Source organism: Brevundimonas halotolerans (assembly GCF_003730275.1).
GTDB lineage: Bacteria > Pseudomonadota > Alphaproteobacteria > Caulobacterales > Caulobacteraceae > Brevundimonas > Brevundimonas halotolerans.
The window spans coordinates 51,857-67,424 of the sequence record NZ_QTTA01000005.1 but is presented as its reverse complement, the minus strand read 5'-3'; the positions used below and the strand labels follow the sequence as shown (position 1 = coordinate 67,424).

Below are 15,568 nucleotides of genomic sequence, written 5' to 3'. Positions count from 1 at the left end.
GTCAGTCCGTAACCTGACGCAGGAGGTGATCGGCCCGGTCAGCAATCAGGTCCGCGCCTTCATCCCGTGCCGCAGCCGCCGCCTCGACCAGCACCAGACGGACAGGCCCGGCGGGCTTGTCCAGCAGGCGTGCCTTGGCGAGAGCCACCCGGGCGAGGCCGATCTGGTCGACGGCCCAGGCGACCGGGCGCGGGCGGTCCATGGCCAGCCGGGAGCGCAGGCGTGCCGCCAGCCGGTCGAGGGCCAGAATGTCCCCCTGACTTTCGGCCTTCATCACGCCGCCCTCGACGACCGCATCGGCGAGGGCCAGCCCCAGCACGGTCCGGTTCCGGGTCAGTCCACCCAAAACGTCGGATTGGCCGCCATCAGAGCTCAGACAGGCCGCGCCGGGCAGGGCGGCGGATCGCGCAAGGGCCACAGCGGCCCAATCCATCGGGCTGTGGTCGGGCGTGAACTGGTCGCAGGCAGCGTCGAACAGGGCGCGGCCTTGCTCCAATGCCTCGCCATTGTCGGCCAGCGCGGCCAAAGCCGACAGTCCCGCGCCGCACAGGGCCAGGGCGCGGGCCCGGGTCAGGGGGCGGCGCTCTGCCGGGCAGGTGTCGACCAGCTCGCGCAGTTCGCGCCCGGCCTGATCCAGCAGGCGCGCGTCGCGCCGCTCGATCCCGAAGGTCAGGGTCAGGGCGGCCCGATCCAGTTTCAGCGTGTCCAGCAGCAGGCCGGGACGACGCGACAGCTCGTGAACGGCCTGATCCAGAAAGGCCATGGCCTGCAGGCTGTCCCCGTCCGGCGATCGGACCTGCCGGGCCCGGATGCGGGCATGCAGGGCGGTCAGTCGAACCTTCAGCAGGGGCCGGGTCGCATGGTCCTTCAGCCCGTCGGTCAGGCTCAGCGCGCGGGTGAGTGAGTCGGGCCCGCCGTACAGGTCAAAGCTCAGCACCATGGTCTCGGCCAGCGCCATCACGGCCTCGGCCCGATCATCGTTGGTGCGGGCGGCCTTGCGCCCATCCAGTGCGGTCAGGCGGGCGTGCTGCAGGCTGTCGGCGGCACCGGAACGGCGGGTGTGCTCGCGCCACAGGGCCGAGGCCAGCAGCCAGGCCTGCACCGGGCGCGGACAGGTGACCCGGCCGGCGTCGACCGTCTGACGCCGGGCCTCGCCGCGCAGCACATCGACGTCGACCACCTCCAGCCAGCCGAGGTCCTGATCGGCCTGATGACCGTCAAAAAGCCGCCTGAGATCCCGCCCGAACTCGAACATGGGCCACGCTCCGATCGTCCCGTCGCGGGACGCTTCGCCCGCCGCAGACCCTGTCGAAGCAAACGCAGTGCCGCCCGTCCGGTTCGCACCGGACGGCGGCCCTCGTGTCAGAGCCCGAGGGCCTCGATCATTTTCTCGACCAGGACGTCGGAAATGTTCAGGAATTCGTTCATCTCGCGGGAGACATGCTCGCGCGTTACGCCGCCATCGGTGATGACGTAGCGCTCGATGGCGATGGCGTCGTCGAACACGATGACCTTGCCGATGCTGTACTGGCCGTTGAACTCGTTCGCCAGCGCCTCAAGGGTCGGGCGCTGTTCCGGAGAATAGCCCCAGCTGGCCATGATCGACATGCCAAGGCAGCCCTCGGGCTGACCCTCCGCATCGCAGACCCGCTGCTCGACGGTCATCTTGAACCCACCCTCGACCGTGATGTTGAAGATGCCGGGCTCCGTCTGTTTCAGCTCGTCATAGCCCTCGGCAGCCAGAATGCCCTGAAGGTCGGCATGGGTGAGGGCGAAAAAGACCTCTTCCGTGCCCCGGCGGCTCTGCGCCTCGGCCGGAACGGCCATCCCCAGACTGACGGCGGCAAGCACGGCCGCAATGATAAAGCGCATGATGATCCCTCTCCTCTGCTCCGACCGTGATCCTAGACGCAAGCTGGCCGCGATGGCCAGATGACAGGATGTGACGGGCGGGCGCCGTGTGGTTCGGAGGGCACAGATCGGCGTTCGATGCCCTGTGGACCGTCAGCCCCGTTCCTTGGTCTTCAGGAACCGCACCTTGGGGAAGCGTTCGGTGACGTAGCCGGTTTCCCAGCTGGTCTTGGCCAGGAAGACGGGGTCAGAGTCGAGGTCGCCGGCCATCTGGGGACGGTATTTGCCCATGAAGTCCTCGACGTCGGCCCTGGTCGCGCCTTCGGCGGGAGCAATCCAGCGGGCCTCGGCATAGGGGCTGGGTTCGAAGATGACGTCGAGGCCGTATTCCTCTCCGAGGCGGTCGGCCATGACCTCGAATTGCAACTGACCGACGGCGCCGACGATGAAGTCCGCGCCGATCTCGGGCCGGAACAGCTGGGTGACGCCTTCTTCGGCCAGGCCGTCCAGCGCCTTCTTCAGGTGTTTGGCCTTGAGCGGATCCTTGACCCGCACGCGCTGCAGGATTTCGGGGGCGAAGTTCGGCAGGCCGGCAAAGCGGACCAGGCCGGTCTCGGACAGGCTGTCGCCGACCCGCAGCACGCCGTGGTTCGGTATACCCATGACGTCGCCGGCGTGGGCCTCCTCGGCCAGTTCGCGGTCGGAGGCGAAGAACATGATCGGCGCATTGACCGACAGAGACTTTCCGGTGTTCTGCACCTTCAGCTTCATGCCGCGCTTGAAGCTGCCCGAGGCCATGCGGAACATGGCGATCCGGTCGCGGTGGTTGGGGTCCATATTGGCCTGGACCTTGAACACAAAGCCGGTCACCTGATCCTCGCCCGGCTGGATGGTGATGTCTTCGGGCGCGGGGGCATTGCGGGTCTCGGGCGGGGCTTCCTTGCGGGCCTTCATGACCTTGGGCGCGGGGGCCCAGTCGCCGATCGCCTGCAGCAGGGCCTCGATGCCGAAATGGCGAAGGGCCGAGCCCCACAGCACCGGCGTCATATGGCCTTCGAGGAAGGCGTTGACGTCAAAGGTCGGATAGCCCTCGCGGACCAGATCAAGGGCGTCCTGCAGGCTGGCCTGTTCGCCTTCTTCGAAATAGGCCCCGGCCTGATCCAGCGGCAGGGCCTCGGGGTGGTCGGGCTCGTCAGCCGCGCCGGGGGCCTTGCGGGCATAGGGCTGGAAGGTGCCGGTCGCGACCTCGACCATGCCGCGCAAGCGATTGCCGCTCTCCGCCGGCCACCAGATGGGGGCGGGGTCCAGCTGCAGCCGGCTGGCGATCTCGTCCAGCAAGGCCATGGGATCCTGGGCCTCGCGGTCCAGCTTGTTGATGAAGGTGATGATCGGAATGTCGCGCAGGCGGCAGACCTCGAACAGCTTCAGCGTCTGCGGCTCGATGCCCTTGGCGGCATCCAGCACCATGATGGCGCAGTCGGCGGCTGTCAGGGTCCGGTAGGTGTCTTCGGAAAAGTCCTCGTGGCCCGGCGTGTCCAGCAGGTTGAAGCGCTTGCCGTCATGCTCGAACGTCATGACCGAGGCCGAGACGGAGATGCCGCGCTCCTTCTCGATCTTCATCCAGTCAGATCGGGTACGGCGGTTTTCGCCGCGCGCCCGCACGGCACCGGCCGCGCGAATGGCGCCGCCCGCCAGCAGGATGTGCTCGGTCAGGGTGGTCTTGCCCGCATCGGGGTGGGCGATGATGGCGAAGGTCCGGCGACGGGACGCTTCCTGGGCGAGAGAGGCTTGCGACATGGCGCGGGGGGTTAGCCTGTCCGGCCCGTGAAGTCACGCCATGAACCGGGAAGGGGGTCAGTCCGCCGCTGCGGTTTCGGCCTCCGGCTCGGCCTCGGCGCTATCCTCGCGGACGACACCGTTGGCCTGATCGATCAGCTTTTGCGCGGATTCGGCGCCCTCGCCCCCGTGCGGGGCATTGGCGAGCGGCTCCAGCAAGGCGATGGCGGTCGCCTTGTCCCCGGCGGCCAGGAAGGCGTGACCCGCGCCCAGACGGATGCCCGACAGTTGCGGCGCGGCGATGAAGGCCATCTCCCACGTCGCCAGATCGTTGTCGTTCGGATAGCCCGGCGCGCCGTCGCGCGAGCGTGCGATCAGCAGCAGGGTCAGATAGTTGCCGGGATCGGCGCCATAGGCCGTGACCAGATAACCGCGCGCCCGGTTCATGAGGTCGGTGCGCTCGTCCGGCAGGTCGGCGGCATCCTCGATGCGGGCCATGGCCATGAACTGCAGGGCTTCGATGTTTTCGGGCTGCTGTTCCAGAAGGCGAGTGAAGGCGGCCTCGCCTGCAGCCCGGTCGCCCATGTGCAGCTCGGCATGACCCAGCACCAGCAAGGCCAGCGGATCGTCGGGGTGACGGGCGGCCATGCGGCGGGACTCCTCAAGCGCCATGGCGCGGTCCTCTTCGGACATCGGCATCTTCAGTCGCTGGCCCAGCAGCAGCAGGTCGTCGGCCGAGGGCGGCAGGCGGCTGATCTCGACCTGGATGTCCAGATCGATGTCATAGGTATTCAACTCGATCCGGCCGTACATGTGATCGCGCAGCACATTGCGGAGTTGGGCCAACGACAGGCCCGTGGCCTGCTGCATGGCGGTGACCGGATCCACGCCCTGACGGATCAGCCCGAGGTAGGCCTCAAGCTGGACCACCCGCTCGGGCGAACTCATGAACCAGTGGGTCAGCAGCCAGGCGACGGGATAATAGGTCAGCCGGTGCGGCTCATGTTCGATCTCGCCGAAGCGATTGGTCAGCAGTTCTTCCAGCGGCAGCCAGGACGAGTTCATCAACCAGGACGCGCGGTTCTCGTTATGGGCGCCGACCTGGATGCGGTCGGGCCAGATACGGGCCGTCATCACATATTCGGCGAGGCCTTCGACCAGCCAGCCGGGGTAATATGTCGAGAAATGCTGGAAGAAGAAGTGGTGTGCATATTCGTGCAGCAGGGTGAAATCGCCGTCCCCGGTCACCGCTACGGCAAAGATGTCTTCTTCGCCCGGGTAGTAGAAGCCGGCGACGGTGTTACCCAGACCGGGCCGCACCTGCTCAAGGTCACGCTGGCGGCGCACCAGGTAGATGGGCAGTTTGCGGCCCACGGGCCTGTCCAGCGGAACCCCGAACCGCATGCGCAGGAAGCGGTCGTAGACCTCAAGCTTGGTGGCGTATTCGCGCAAGGGGCGCTCGCCCCCTTCGGAATAGATGATGAAGTTCGGCGTTTCGGCCTTCAGCCAGGCGGCGCGGGCCGGCGTCGCAGCCGCAGTAACAGCCAGCAGCAGCGCGGCGCAGAGGGCAAGGCCCAGACGTGTGATAATGCCCATGATCTGGTGCTCCCCCGAACAGAACCGTCAGGCTAGCGGGGAAAGCGGGGGGCAGGCAAGCTTGGGCGTTTGCAACCTCAGGCGGCGAGGCGACCCCAGACAGCGCGATCAACGGCTACGGCATCGGGCTTCCCGCGACGGGCACGGTCATGAAGTTGACCCAGGACCTCGTCCGGAAGGGCGCAGAACTGCGGCTCGACCAGCGCCGGATCACATCCGGCTGCGGGGGCGGCGAACAGGGCGGCGGTGATGTCCGGACCCCGGTCGTGGATCAGCCAGGCCAGACGCCGGGCGCGGGCCGGGTCGTTGCGATGCAGGAGCGGGTCTTCGGCAAACAGTTCGCAACCCAGTTCGAGCAGATAGTCAAAGCCCAGCTTCTCGAACCGGCGCGCGTCGGCGGGCGTGACCGGTGAGGCCTCGTCCAGATCGAAGACAACGTCGTTGAGAAGAAACAGCATAAGCACACCCACCATCACCGGGGTCATGGTCGCCCCGTTGTGATCACCCTAGCGGGCAGCGTTTGAGGTTCCGTTCCCGAACGCGGTTAAGCATTTACGACCAGACGCGGCGCCTCAGGTGACCTTTTCGGTGAGGAAGTGGCGGCCCTCGCGGTCCTCGATCTCGACGACCCAGAGGTCGCTGTCGAAGCGCGCTTGTCGCTCTATATAGGCGTCGACCTCGGTCTCGAGCTCGGTGTCGAGGGGACGCATCCACAGGCGGTCGCCGTCAGGGCCGGTGGCCTCGGAATAGAGGCGGGCGGTGCGGTTGGCGCTGTCATAGATCTTGACCAGCACGGCGCCGGCGCGGGCATCGCCATGGCGGGCGACGGTGGCGAAGGCCCCGCCCAGCTGGGCCCGTCGGATCAGGGCCCCGACCCAGACATCGGTGGCGAGAAGCAATTCGATAACCCTGCTTTGAAACCCGGCTGGAAGGTCTGAGCCTTAAGCTGCCCCTCATGTCGAGGAAAGCACAGATTGGACGGGCGGGGTCTGCCATGGCCATGGCGGCGGCGCTTCTCACGGCCGCAGGCCCAGTGTTGGCCGGGGGATCCGTGCCCTTCTATGAGCGCAGCTTTGTGTTGGCGGCGCATGAGCGGTGCGGCCTGTTCTCGGATGAGCTGGGCGCGGCCCTGACGGTATCGACACGGCAGGCGCGCAGTGCGGCACTTCGGGCCGGGACCGAGACGGCCGAGGTCAATGCCACCGCCCGCCGGGCGCAGGCGAGGGCCGCCGAGGTCGCCTGCAACGATCCCGAACTGGCCATGGTCGCGGACCGGGTCGAGATGGCCTTTGACGGCTGGCGCCGCATTCCCTCGCTGAGCTTCCCCGGACTGGCGCAGCCGTGGCTGGCCGACCGCCGGGCCTATTCGCAAGAGACGTGGGCGCTCAGCCAGACCTCACAGACCGGGGCCTCGCCGGTACGGTTCGGCCAGACCTCGGTCGAGGGCGAGATGAAGGTCGTCGTGTCCTTCGTCGGCGCGCCCCGTCCCTATGCCGCCCGGGTGGTGATGCGGGACACCGGCGTCATGGCGCGGCCCTGGCTGGGCCGGGCCGGGGCCCTGCCGCCTGCGCCGTCGCGCCGGGCCGTGATGGCCATGTCGCAGGCACCGGCCACCCGGATGCTTCTGGCCGCAGACCGCCGGGCCGGGGAGGTCTGGAGCTTTCCCGCCAGCCTGGGGACGCAGCTTGAGCGGCTGGACCCCCGCGAAGGCTTCTGGGTCGAGTTCCTGTTCCGCGACGGCAGTGTGGCGCGGGCGGCCTTTGAAGTCGGAGACATCTCGGCCGGTCGGGCCTTCCTGCAGATGGGCCCGCTCTAGGGTTCTGACGACTGGCTGGCGGCCGGAGAGAAGGCGATGATCTCGGCCCCTGGATGCTGGCCCTCCTCCACCTGATGCTTGTGGACCGGCAGACGCACGGTCACGGCTGTGCCTTCGCCGAGGGTGCTGTCGATCGACAGCCGTCCGCCGTGCAGTTCGCTGAGCGCGCGGGCTAATGACAGGCCGAGGCCTGTGCCCTGGGCCCGCTGTGCCTCGCCGCCGGCCTGCTCGAAAGGCTTGCCGAGGCGCTTCAGGTCTTCGGGCGCGATGCCGGTGCCGGTGTCGGAGATGACCAGTTCCAGATAGGGACCGATGCCCTCGACCGTGACGGTCACTGAACCGTCGGCCGGCGTGAACTTGACCGCATTGGACAACAGGTTGAGGGCGATCTGCTTTAGGGCGCGACGGTCAGCCTCGACCATGACCGGCTCGGACGGGAGCACGGTCGACAGATGGACGCCGGTCTCGTCGGCGCGCGGCCGGACGAGGGCCAGGGCGTCGGACAGCACTTCGCGGGCGTCGAACCGCTCCATGCTGAGCTGATAGCGCTCGGCCTCGATCTTGGAGACGTCGAGCACATCATTGATCAGGTCCAGCAGGTGCTCGCCCGCCGAATGGATCGACTGGGCGTAGTCCGCGTAGCGGGCCGGCAGAGGGCCGAACAAACTCTGGCGCATGATGTCGGCAAAGCCCAGCACCGCGTTCAACGGGGTCCGCAGTTCGTGGCTCATGGTCGCGAGGAACCGCGACTTGGAGCGGCTGGTGGCCTCGGCCTCGGCGCGGGCGGTGTCGAGGGCCACTTCGCGGACGTAGGCGTCGGTGGCGTCAAAGGCCTGGGCGATCAGGCGCAGTTCGCCGTCCGGGCTGTCCATGCGCCGCACCAGAAGGGCGATGCGGCGATCCAGGGCCTTGCGCGGGGTGAAGCGGATCTGGGCCTCGCCGCCTTCACCGGCGCGCTTGAGGGCAGCCATCAGGGTCTGGCGGTCGGGGGCGTGAACGGCGGCCATCAACCCCTCGTCCAGCAGGGGCGCCACGGGCAGGGGCTGGGGCGGCACGCCATAGGCCGCCAGCACCCGGGCGGTGCCGTCCAGCACAAGGGTCAGGCCCGGCTGGGCCGACAGGACGGTCTCGACCCGGGCGACCGAGCTCAGGGCCTCGCCCAGTTCCTGCTCACGCAGACGCCAGGCCAGTTGCAGCGCCACCGCCGTCGCCCCGGCCGCCGACAGGGCGGAAAATGCTGCGGTAACGGGCAGGGCGACGGAGGGATCACCCATCAGGGCTGCGCCCATGCCGATCAGGGCGGAGATGGCGGAGGCCGCCGTGCCCAGCAGGGCCAGCTTCAGCCCGCCGGGTCGTCCGCTGCCCAGCAGTATTCCGGCCGCCACCGGCATCAGCAGATAGCCCGACAGACTGCCGCCAATGCCGCCGGAGAGAAGGGCGGTGACCGCTGCGGCCAGCGACCAGATGCCGAGCACCGCCAGACGGGCCCGGACGCCGTCGCGCCACAGCAGGGTCAGACCGGCCAGACCGGGCACGGCCATGGCCAGCATGCCGAAGAAGACCGGACCGTGCAGCCCCGGCCCGGGCTCGATCACCCGCAGACCCAGCGCCGCCAATGCCGTCATCGCCGCCCAGGCCGCGTGCGAGGCGGTCAGGGCGGGCAGATCGCCGACGGGGCGACCGGACCGGACGGGCGAGGAGGAAAGCGGCAAGGGGTTTCCGACAAGGTGAACGGGGCGGTTGCCACGGGCTGGCGCTTCCAACCTACCGGGCGAGGCGATTCCCTGCGAGGCCGCTCCCGTGTCAGGGGATTGCAGGCAAGGGGACGGGGGCTGAAAACTGGGGAACGACAGGCCGTTAAAGATTAACGCCGGGCGTGTCGCATTGCCCTTGCCGGCCCGCATACCTATTCGAAGGGCATGGCCGAGACGCACACACCCCCCACCGAGACCCTCGACGAGGCCCTGGCCGAGTTGCAGGAGTCGTTCGACCTGCTGGGCGACTGGGAGGAGCGGCTGGCCTATGTGATCGAGCTGGGTCAGGGGCTGGCGCCGCTGCCCGATGCCGCCCGGACCGAGGCCAATCTGGTGCCGGGCTGCGCGTCCCGGGTGTGGCTGGCGGTCGAGGACGGGGGCGAGCGCCTGTGGTTCCATGCGGACTCCGACAGCGCCATCTCCAAGGGCAATATCGCCTTGCTGCTGGGCCTCTATTCCGGCCGGACGCGCGACGAAATTCTGGGCTTTGACGCCCGGGCGGCGCTGGACTCGCTGGGCCTGCCGCAGGCCCTGACCCGTCAGAGGGCCAACGGCCTGAACCAGATGGTCGGACGGATCCGCGAGGCGGCGCTGGTGCCGGCCGGCTGAGCCGCCGGTGGCTGGGGGCGGGCAAACCAGACGATGAAAAAGAACCGTCTGAACCGTCTGAATAGTCTGAACCGTCTGAAACGCCACCCTGCACCTCACCCCGTTCCATAGTGCTCGGCCAGCGCCTGCAGGGCGTGTTTGAGGACAGTCTTGCCCTGACGGCGGCGGAGGCCGAGTTGGCCCTCGGCGGCCTGGAGGGCGGAGCTGCGAATGCAGACCGCCTCGAGCATTGGCGCGAGGCGGGGTCCGGCAGCCTCAAGGGCGCGGGCCACCCGGCGACCGGCGGCGAGGCTGGCATCGCCGGGCTCGACCCGGGCGGCGGTGCCGGCGCCGGAGCGGGGCAGGGCGTCCCACCTCTGGGTCAGGGAGGGACCTTTCATGGCCAGTTCGGCATCGCGGGTCAGGCGCAAGCCTGCGGCGACCTCGGTCGGGGTCAGCCAGGGACGCCCGGCGGCATCCTTGCGCCGCGCCAGCCAGGCGATGGCGCTGTCGCCCAGATTGACCCGCACCGGCAGGGTGGCGCCGTCGGGCAGGGTGCGGGTCTGGATCGCGTCGATCCGGCCGGGGGCTCCGCCAGCCGGACCCGGGCGGTTGGCCCCTGCGGCCCGGCGGGCCTGAAAGCCGCCGCCCTTGCGCACCGCGAGGCCCGGGTCGCGGGCCAGGGCGGTGAACTCGCTTTCGTCCAGTCGCAGCACGACCCGGGCGCGGCGGTCCGGCAGGATACGCAGGACGTAGACCCCCGGCGTGGTGGCCTCGATCCAGCCGCCCTTGTCGAGCAGCAGGCGGCGGGCGCGGTCGGTGCGCAGGCTCATCGCGGCAGGACCACGGGCGCGTCACCCAGCAGGGTGCGGGTGAAGTCTTCCAGCCTGTCGAGCAGGGCGTCGAGGGCCGGGCGGTCGCGCGCATCCTCGGCCCAGCGGCAGGCGCCGGCGACCGTCGCGCGGTTGACGCCGTAGGCATGACCGACACGCTCCAGCGGCCAGCCATAGGCCACATGGGCCAGATAGAAGGCCAGCCAACGGGCCCGGCACGCCGGGGGCGGCAGGCGATCGGTGCCGGCCATCTGTTCAGCGCTGACGCCGGTGCAGGCGGCAACCAGATGAAGTGCCAGTCCCGCACGGATGCGGTCGGCTTCGGTGACGGGAACGCGGTAGGAGCGGGGCATGGCTAATCCTTTCTCTCGGGGAACAGACCGGAAGGATGAGGCCGCGCCCGGTCGAGATAGGAATTAATACCTGTTAAACGTCAGAATGGGACGTAGGGGCCGACGCGAAGCGGGATCGCAGGTTGCGGGATTGGCGACCTGGAGGCCCCGGCTGGCCGCTGTCGGGGCCCGGCAGCAGGCGTTTTGATCGCGTCGGCAAAGAAATATCGTCGTCTTGACTCACGGACTCTCGACGGCGATTCGCAAATCAGCCTACGATTCGCCTCAATGGAGTGGCGTTAACTGTTCTTAAGGTTTTGAACCGTTAACGTGGGAACAAGGTTACCTGTGCGTGCAGCGACAGGGCCATAGTCAAGCTTTGCCGCGGAGGGGCACACATGCGCGTCCTGTTGATTGAAGACGATCACGCTACAGCCCAGAGCATTGAGCTTATGCTCAAGTCTGAGGGCTTCAATGTCTACACCACCGATCTGGGTGAGGAAGGCATCGATCTGGGCAAGATCTACGATTACGACCTGATCCTGCTGGACCTGAACCTGCCCGACATGAATGGCATCGAGGTTCTGCGGCAGCTGCGCGTGGGCAAGGTCAATACGCCGGTAATGATCCTGTCCGGAACCAGCGAGATCGAGACCAAGGTCAAGACGTTTGGCGGCGGCGCCGACGACTATATGACCAAGCCCTTCCACAAGGACGAACTGGTCGCCCGCGTGCACGCCGTGGTGCGTCGCTCGAAGGGGCATGCCCAGGCCATCATCCACACCGGCGAGATCGCCGTGAACCTGGACGCCAAGACGGTCGAGGTCGACGGTCACCGCGTGCACCTGACGGGCAAGGAATACCAGATGCTGGAGCTGCTCTCGCTCCGCAAGGGGACCACCCTGACCAAGGAAATGTTCCTGAACCACCTGTACGGCGGCATGGACGAGCCCGAGCTGAAGATCATTGACGTCTTCATCTGCAAGCTGCGCAAGAAGCTGGCGACCGCGGCGAACGGCAAACACTATATCGAAACCGTCTGGGGCCGCGGCTATGTGCTGCGCGACCCGCAGGAAGGCACCGGCTCGGTCAGCGCCGCAGCCTGATCGGTTAGGACACCGCAACATGAAGACGCCCGCCGGGACACTGGCGGGCGTTTTTGTGCGTGAGGCGACCGTCCTGACGGGGCGTCCGGTGCGCTTTTCCCCAGGGCGTCTGGCCCGGACGGTTTGAGTGTGCGACCGTCTCGGCTATGACGGTGTAACCGATTACACGCGAGACCCCCGACTGATGTCTTCCCCTGCGCCCAAACCGTCCGAAGCCCGCCTGTCCGGTGAGGCGATCCGGCCTGACGGGGCGGGACGCGCGACGACGGCGGCCGAGCGGATCGAGGCGCTGATCGCCGCCATGACGCTGGAGGAAAAGGCGGGGCAGCTGACCATCATGCCGGCGGCGTTGGCGCCCGCTCCGGCCAATGCCGCCAATCCGGCGGCTGTTCCCGGATCGATCGAGGAACAGGCGCAGGCGGTGCGCGAGGGTCGTCTGGGCGCCGTGTTCAACGGGGATTCGGCCGACTGGCACCGGCGCATGCAGACGGTGGCGGTCGAGGAGTCGCGGCTGGGCATTCCGCTGTTGTTCGCGGCCGATGTGATCCATGGCTTCCGCACCATCTTTCCGGTGCCGCTGGCCGAGGCGGCAGCCTTTGACGCCGATCTGGCGAAGCGGACGGCGCGCGCGGCGGCGGAAGAGGCCACGGCCGTGGGTCTGGCGTGGAATTTCGCGCCCATGGTCGACATCTCGCGCGATGCCCGCTGGGGCCGGGGGGTCGAGGGCGCGGGCGAAGATGTGCTGCTGGGGTGCACCCTGGCGGTCGCCCGGGTCGAAGGGTTCCAGGGCGAAGCGGGTCTGTCCGACGCCGGGGCCATGCTGGCCACGCCCAAGCATCTGGCGGGCTACGGCGCCGGGGCCGGGGGGCTGGACTACAACAGCGTGGACGTGTCCGAGCGGACCCTGCGCGAAATCCACTTCCCGGCGTTCCAGGCCGCGTTTGACGCGGGCGCCCTGTCGACCATGGCGGCTTTCAATGATGTCGCGGGCGTTCCGGCCCATGCCAATCCCTGGCTGATGAAGGATGTGCTGCGCGGCGAGTGGGGGTTCGAGGGGTTTGTCGTCTCGGACTACACCGGGGACTTTGAGCTGATCGCCCACGGCCTGGCCGAGGATGAGCGGGACGCGGCGCGGCTGGCCTTTCTGGGCGGGGTCGACATGAGCATGAGCAGCAATCTTTATGCGCTGCATCTGCCCGATCTGGTGCGGTCGGGCGCGATCGCCGAGGCCGATGTTGATGTGTCGGTGCGGCGGGTGCTGGAGCTGAAGGCGGCGCTGGGCCTGTTCGAGGACCCTTATGGCCGGCTGGCCCCGGAGCGGGTCGAGGCGAATGATCAGCCCCGCCACCGGGAGCTGGCGCGTGAGGCCGGCCGGAAGTCGATTGTGCTGCTGAAGAATGAGGGTGGGGTGCTGCCGCTCAGGCGGTCGGACCGGATCGCCCTGATCGGGCCGTTCGCCGAGGGGCGCGAGCATCTGAACGGGCCGTGGGTGCTGTTCGGCGATCCGGCCTATGCCGTGCCGGTCGACGAGGGCTTCCGCGCGGCGATGGACGATCCGGCGCGGCTGACGGTGGTGCGGGGCTGCGAGGCCGAAGGTCCGTTGCAGGGCGGGATCGAGGCGGCGGTCAAGGCGGCCCACGCGGCCGACGTCGTGGTCATGGTGGTCGGCGAGGGCGAGCGCATGTCGGGCGAGGCCCAGTCGCGCGTCGATGTCTGTATCCCGGAGCCGCAGCGGGACCTGATCGCGGCCGTGATGGCGGTCGGCAAGCCGGTGGTGCTGGTGCTGAAGTGCGGCCGGGCGCTGGTTCTGGACGAGACCGCGAAGGCGGCGCGGGGTCTGGTCGTGGGCTGGTTCCTGGGGGTCGAGACCGGCCATGCCCTGGCCGATGTGCTGTTCGGCGATCATGAGCCGACCGGACGCCTGCCGATCAGCTTTCCCCACCACACGGGCCAATCGCCGTTCCACTATGACCGCAAGGTCACGGGGCGCCCGCCGCTGTCGCTGGAGCCCAGAGAGGAGTTCAAGGCCCGCTATCGGGAGACGCTGAACACGGCCGCCTGGCCGTTCGGGCACGGCCTGACCTATGGCGATCCGGTCTATGAAGGGCTGGACGTGGGCGAAGGCCAGCTAGCCTGGCAGGGCGAGCTGGAGGTGTCGGCCACGATCACCAACCGGGGCGACCGCGTCGCCGAGGAACTGGCCCAGCTGTACATCCACGACCGCGCAGCCAGCGTGACCCGGCCGATCCGCCAGCTGAAGGGATTCCAGCGCGTGCGGCTGAAGCCCGGCCAGAGTGCCCGCGTGCGGTTCACCCTGACGCGGCGCGATCTGATGTTTGTGGGACGTGACCATCTGTGGACGGTCGAGCCGGGACGGTTCACGGTCTGGATCGGCCCGAATGCCGAGAGCGGACTGGAAGGCACGTTCGAGCTGCTGGCGCCCGCGTCAGCCTGATCCAAGCGGACCGGCGACGGCGTCATAGAGGGGCGTCGCCATGCCCGAGGCGTCGAACAGCAGCGGGCTGTCCCGGCCATCGTCGCGATCATCCCGCCTGAGCCAGCTGTCGGTGTCGCGCGCGCCCCAGACGGTGAAGGCATATTGCTGGGCCGGGGGCAGGGCTGTGAAGGCCTCGGCCAGTTCGGTAACGCGGGCGGTCTGCTGGGCCTGACGGTCGGCGGGGCTGCGAAGGTCCACGCGGCGGTCGGAACGAAGCGAGGCATCCAGCTCCGACACATGGATCGGCAGGCCAAACTCGGCCGCGTCGCGCATGAAGGTGGTGATCTGGCCCTCGGCGATTTCGATATCGAGGTGCGACTGGCTGCCGATGCCGCCCAGCGGGGTGCCGGCCTTCAGCAGTTTCTCGACCAGGTTCAGGAAGGTCGCGCCCTTTCGCGGCAGGTTTTCCAGATTGTAGTCGTTGAGGAACAGCAGGGCTTCGGGATCCGCCTCGTGGGCGACGTCAAAGGCGCGGCGGATGTGGTCGATCTCGCCCAGTCTCTCTGACCAGTGGTGGGAGCGCAGACCATTGCCGTCCTCGGCCACGGCCTCATTGACCACATCCCAGCCGACGGCGCGGCCCCGGTAGCGCGCGGTGACCTCGCGGATGTAGCGGTCATAGTCTGCGGCGAAGGTCTTGCGATCCAGCCCGGCGAAGGGCTCAGCGCCTTGCGAATACCAGACGAGGGCATGGCCGTGCAGGCGCAGGCCGTTGTCCGTGGCAAAGTCCGCACACCGGTCGGCGAGGGTGAAGTCGAGGCTGCGGTCGGGCCGCAGGATCGCCTCCATCTTCATTTCCCACTCGGGCGTGAACTGGGAGAAGTGGGTCAGGACCACCCGGCGCCAGCCCGCGTCGTCGAACTGGCCCGACATGCCGCACACCCCGACGGGGACGGTCGTCAGATCCTTGAGCGGGCGCACCGGGCCAAGGGGTGGAGTCGAGGGGGCGCTGCCACAGGCGGAAAGCGCCAGCGGCGAGGCCAGCAGATGCCGGCGGGTCAGTCGAAAATCAGGCACGCCGCCTGAGGCCAAGCGCGTCAAAGGCTGCGGATTCGCGGCGTTCGGCGGCGGCGAGGCGTTCCAGCCGGGACAGCTCGGCCACGTGTTCGAACTTCTTGAGTTCCTCGAAGGCGCCGGTCAGGGCGTCGCGGGCGCCCTCTTCCTCGGCCTCGAGTTCGCCGAGATCGGCCTCGACGGTCGATTTGCGGTGCTTCCAGCCGTTCAGATAGGCCTGAAGCAGCATGCCAGCTTCGGCGTCGGCCCGGGCGCGTTCGCGCTCGATCTCGACCTCGGCGTCCAGAACCGCCAGTCGCATCTCGGCCGAGGCCCGGCGCGAGCCGATTTCGGCCAGACGTTTCTGCAGGGTCTCGACCTCATAGGTCGAAATGCGGATCAGGGACCGGGCCCAGGTGGTCATGG

At 68.3% G+C, this 15,568-nt stretch carries 15 protein-coding genes; 4 read left to right on the top strand and 11 right to left on the bottom strand.

What is annotated here, in order from left to right; all coding sequences use genetic code 11:
• Position 1: 1 nt before the first annotated feature.
• The 6 genes from EG854_RS02140 to EG854_RS02115 form a co-directional block, all read right to left on the bottom strand.
• Complete coding sequence (locus EG854_RS02140) at positions 2–1,255, bottom strand: hypothetical protein (RefSeq protein ID WP_123286092.1); 1,254 nt, start codon at positions 1,253–1,255, stop codon at positions 2–4.
• A 107-nt stretch (positions 1,256–1,362) separates the two neighbouring features.
• On the bottom strand, positions 1,363–1,872 hold the full coding sequence (locus tag EG854_RS02135; RefSeq protein ID WP_123286091.1) for a YbjN domain-containing protein: 510 nt from the start codon (positions 1,870–1,872) through the stop codon (positions 1,363–1,365).
• Between the two features lie 132 nt (positions 1,873–2,004).
• On the bottom strand, positions 2,005–3,648 hold the full coding sequence (locus EG854_RS02130; RefSeq protein ID WP_123286090.1) for a peptide chain release factor 3: 1,644 nt from the start codon (positions 3,646–3,648) through the stop codon (positions 2,005–2,007).
• A 57-nt stretch (positions 3,649–3,705) separates the two neighbouring features.
• A complete protein-coding gene (locus EG854_RS02125; protein WP_123286089.1) occupies positions 3,706–5,223 on the bottom strand; it encodes a tetratricopeptide repeat protein in 1,518 nt (505 codons plus the stop codon).
• A 77-nt stretch (positions 5,224–5,300) separates the two neighbouring features.
• A complete protein-coding gene (locus EG854_RS02120) occupies positions 5,301–5,708 on the bottom strand; it encodes a hypothetical protein (RefSeq protein ID WP_241153089.1) in 408 nt (135 codons plus the stop codon).
• An 87-nt stretch (positions 5,709–5,795) separates the two neighbouring features.
• Positions 5,796–6,122, bottom strand: coding sequence for a DUF1491 family protein (locus EG854_RS02115; RefSeq protein ID WP_123286088.1), 327 nt, complete (start codon positions 6,120–6,122; stop codon positions 5,796–5,798).
• A gap of 56 nt (positions 6,123–6,178) precedes the next feature.
• Here EG854_RS02115 and EG854_RS02110 point away from each other — a divergent pair, with 56 nt between their 5' ends.
• A complete protein-coding gene (locus tag EG854_RS02110; protein WP_206423365.1) occupies positions 6,179–7,039 on the top strand; it encodes a hypothetical protein in 861 nt (286 codons plus the stop codon).
• Here the strand turns inward: EG854_RS02110 and EG854_RS02105 are convergent.
• Positions 7,036–8,751 (bottom strand): sensor histidine kinase, encoded by a 1,716-nt coding sequence (locus EG854_RS02105; protein ID WP_241153088.1) that lies wholly within the window; start codon positions 8,749–8,751, stop codon positions 7,036–7,038. The two genes, EG854_RS02110 and EG854_RS02105, sit on opposite strands and share 4 nt — an antisense overlap.
• 207 nt (positions 8,752–8,958) lie before the next feature.
• Here EG854_RS02105 and EG854_RS02100 point away from each other — a divergent pair, with 207 nt between their 5' ends.
• Positions 8,959–9,402: a SufE family protein gene (locus tag EG854_RS02100; protein WP_123286087.1), complete on the top strand. Its 444-nt coding sequence runs from the start codon at positions 8,959–8,961 to the stop codon at positions 9,400–9,402.
• A gap of 95 nt (positions 9,403–9,497) precedes the next feature.
• Here the strand turns inward: EG854_RS02100 and EG854_RS02095 are convergent, their stop codons facing one another.
• Both EG854_RS02095 and EG854_RS02090 read right to left on the bottom strand, forming a co-directional pair.
• Complete coding sequence (locus EG854_RS02095) at positions 9,498–10,214, bottom strand: DUF6456 domain-containing protein (RefSeq protein WP_123286086.1); 717 nt, start codon at positions 10,212–10,214, stop codon at positions 9,498–9,500.
• The gene (locus tag EG854_RS02090) at positions 10,211–10,567 is read right to left on the bottom strand and encodes a chromosomal replication initiator DnaA (protein ID WP_123286085.1); all 357 of its coding nucleotides are present in this window, start codon (positions 10,565–10,567) and stop codon (positions 10,211–10,213) included. The genes EG854_RS02095 and EG854_RS02090 overlap by 4 nt, the downstream gene beginning before the upstream one ends.
• A gap of 377 nt (positions 10,568–10,944) precedes the next feature.
• Here EG854_RS02090 and ctrA point away from each other — a divergent pair, with 377 nt between their 5' ends.
• Positions 10,945–11,652, top strand: a complete 708-nt coding sequence (gene ctrA / locus EG854_RS02085) for a response regulator transcription factor CtrA (protein WP_123286084.1) — start codon at positions 10,945–10,947, stop codon at positions 11,650–11,652.
• A gap of 184 nt (positions 11,653–11,836) precedes the next feature.
• Positions 11,837–14,107 (top strand): glycoside hydrolase family 3 N-terminal domain-containing protein, encoded by a 2,271-nt coding sequence (locus EG854_RS02080; protein WP_123286083.1) that lies wholly within the window; start codon positions 11,837–11,839, stop codon positions 14,105–14,107.
• Here EG854_RS02080 and EG854_RS02075 read toward each other — a convergent pair.
• Positions 14,099–15,166, bottom strand: coding sequence for an endo-1,4-beta-xylanase (locus EG854_RS02075; RefSeq protein WP_123286105.1), 1,068 nt, complete (start codon positions 15,164–15,166; stop codon positions 14,099–14,101). The genes EG854_RS02080 and EG854_RS02075 overlap by 9 nt on opposite strands.
• Entirely contained in the window at positions 15,159–15,566 is a 408-nt protein-coding gene (locus EG854_RS02070) for a flagellar export protein FliJ (protein WP_123286082.1), read from the bottom strand. Before EG854_RS02070 ends, EG854_RS02075 begins: the two co-directional genes overlap by 8 nt.
• Between the last annotated feature and the right edge of the window lie 2 nt (positions 15,567–15,568).

Bases quoted from the DNA above. Each gene is read 5' to 3' on its own strand.
- EG854_RS02100 (WP_123286087.1), top strand. From the start codon at position 8,959: ATGGCCGAGACGCACACACCCCCCACCGAGACCCTCGACGAGGCCCTG.
- EG854_RS02080 (WP_123286083.1), top strand. From the start codon at position 11,837: ATGTCTTCCCCTGCGCCCAAACCGTCCGAAGCCCGCCTGTCCGGTGAG.
- EG854_RS02125 (WP_123286089.1), bottom strand. From the start codon at position 5,223: ATGGGCATTATCACACGTCTGGGCCTTGCCCTCTGCGCCGCGCTGCTG.
- ctrA (WP_123286084.1), top strand. From the start codon at position 10,945: ATGCGCGTCCTGTTGATTGAAGACGATCACGCTACAGCCCAGAGCATT.
- EG854_RS02095 (WP_123286086.1), bottom strand. From the start codon at position 10,214: ATGAGCCTGCGCACCGACCGCGCCCGCCGCCTGCTGCTCGACAAGGGC.
- EG854_RS02135 (WP_123286091.1), bottom strand. From the start codon at position 1,872: ATGCGCTTTATCATTGCGGCCGTGCTTGCCGCCGTCAGTCTGGGGATG.
- EG854_RS02070 (WP_123286082.1), bottom strand. From the start codon at position 15,566: ATGACCACCTGGGCCCGGTCCCTGATCCGCATTTCGACCTATGAGGTC.
- EG854_RS02120 (WP_241153089.1), bottom strand. From the start codon at position 5,708: ATGACCCCGGTGATGGTGGGTGTGCTTATGCTGTTTCTTCTCAACGAC.
- EG854_RS02110 (WP_206423365.1), top strand. From the start codon at position 6,179: ATGTCGAGGAAAGCACAGATTGGACGGGCGGGGTCTGCCATGGCCATG.
- EG854_RS02140 (WP_123286092.1), bottom strand. From the start codon at position 1,255: ATGTTCGAGTTCGGGCGGGATCTCAGGCGGCTTTTTGACGGTCATCAG.
- EG854_RS02090 (WP_123286085.1), bottom strand. From the start codon at position 10,567: ATGCCCCGCTCCTACCGCGTTCCCGTCACCGAAGCCGACCGCATCCGT.
- EG854_RS02130 (WP_123286090.1), bottom strand. From the start codon at position 3,648: ATGTCGCAAGCCTCTCTCGCCCAGGAAGCGTCCCGTCGCCGGACCTTC.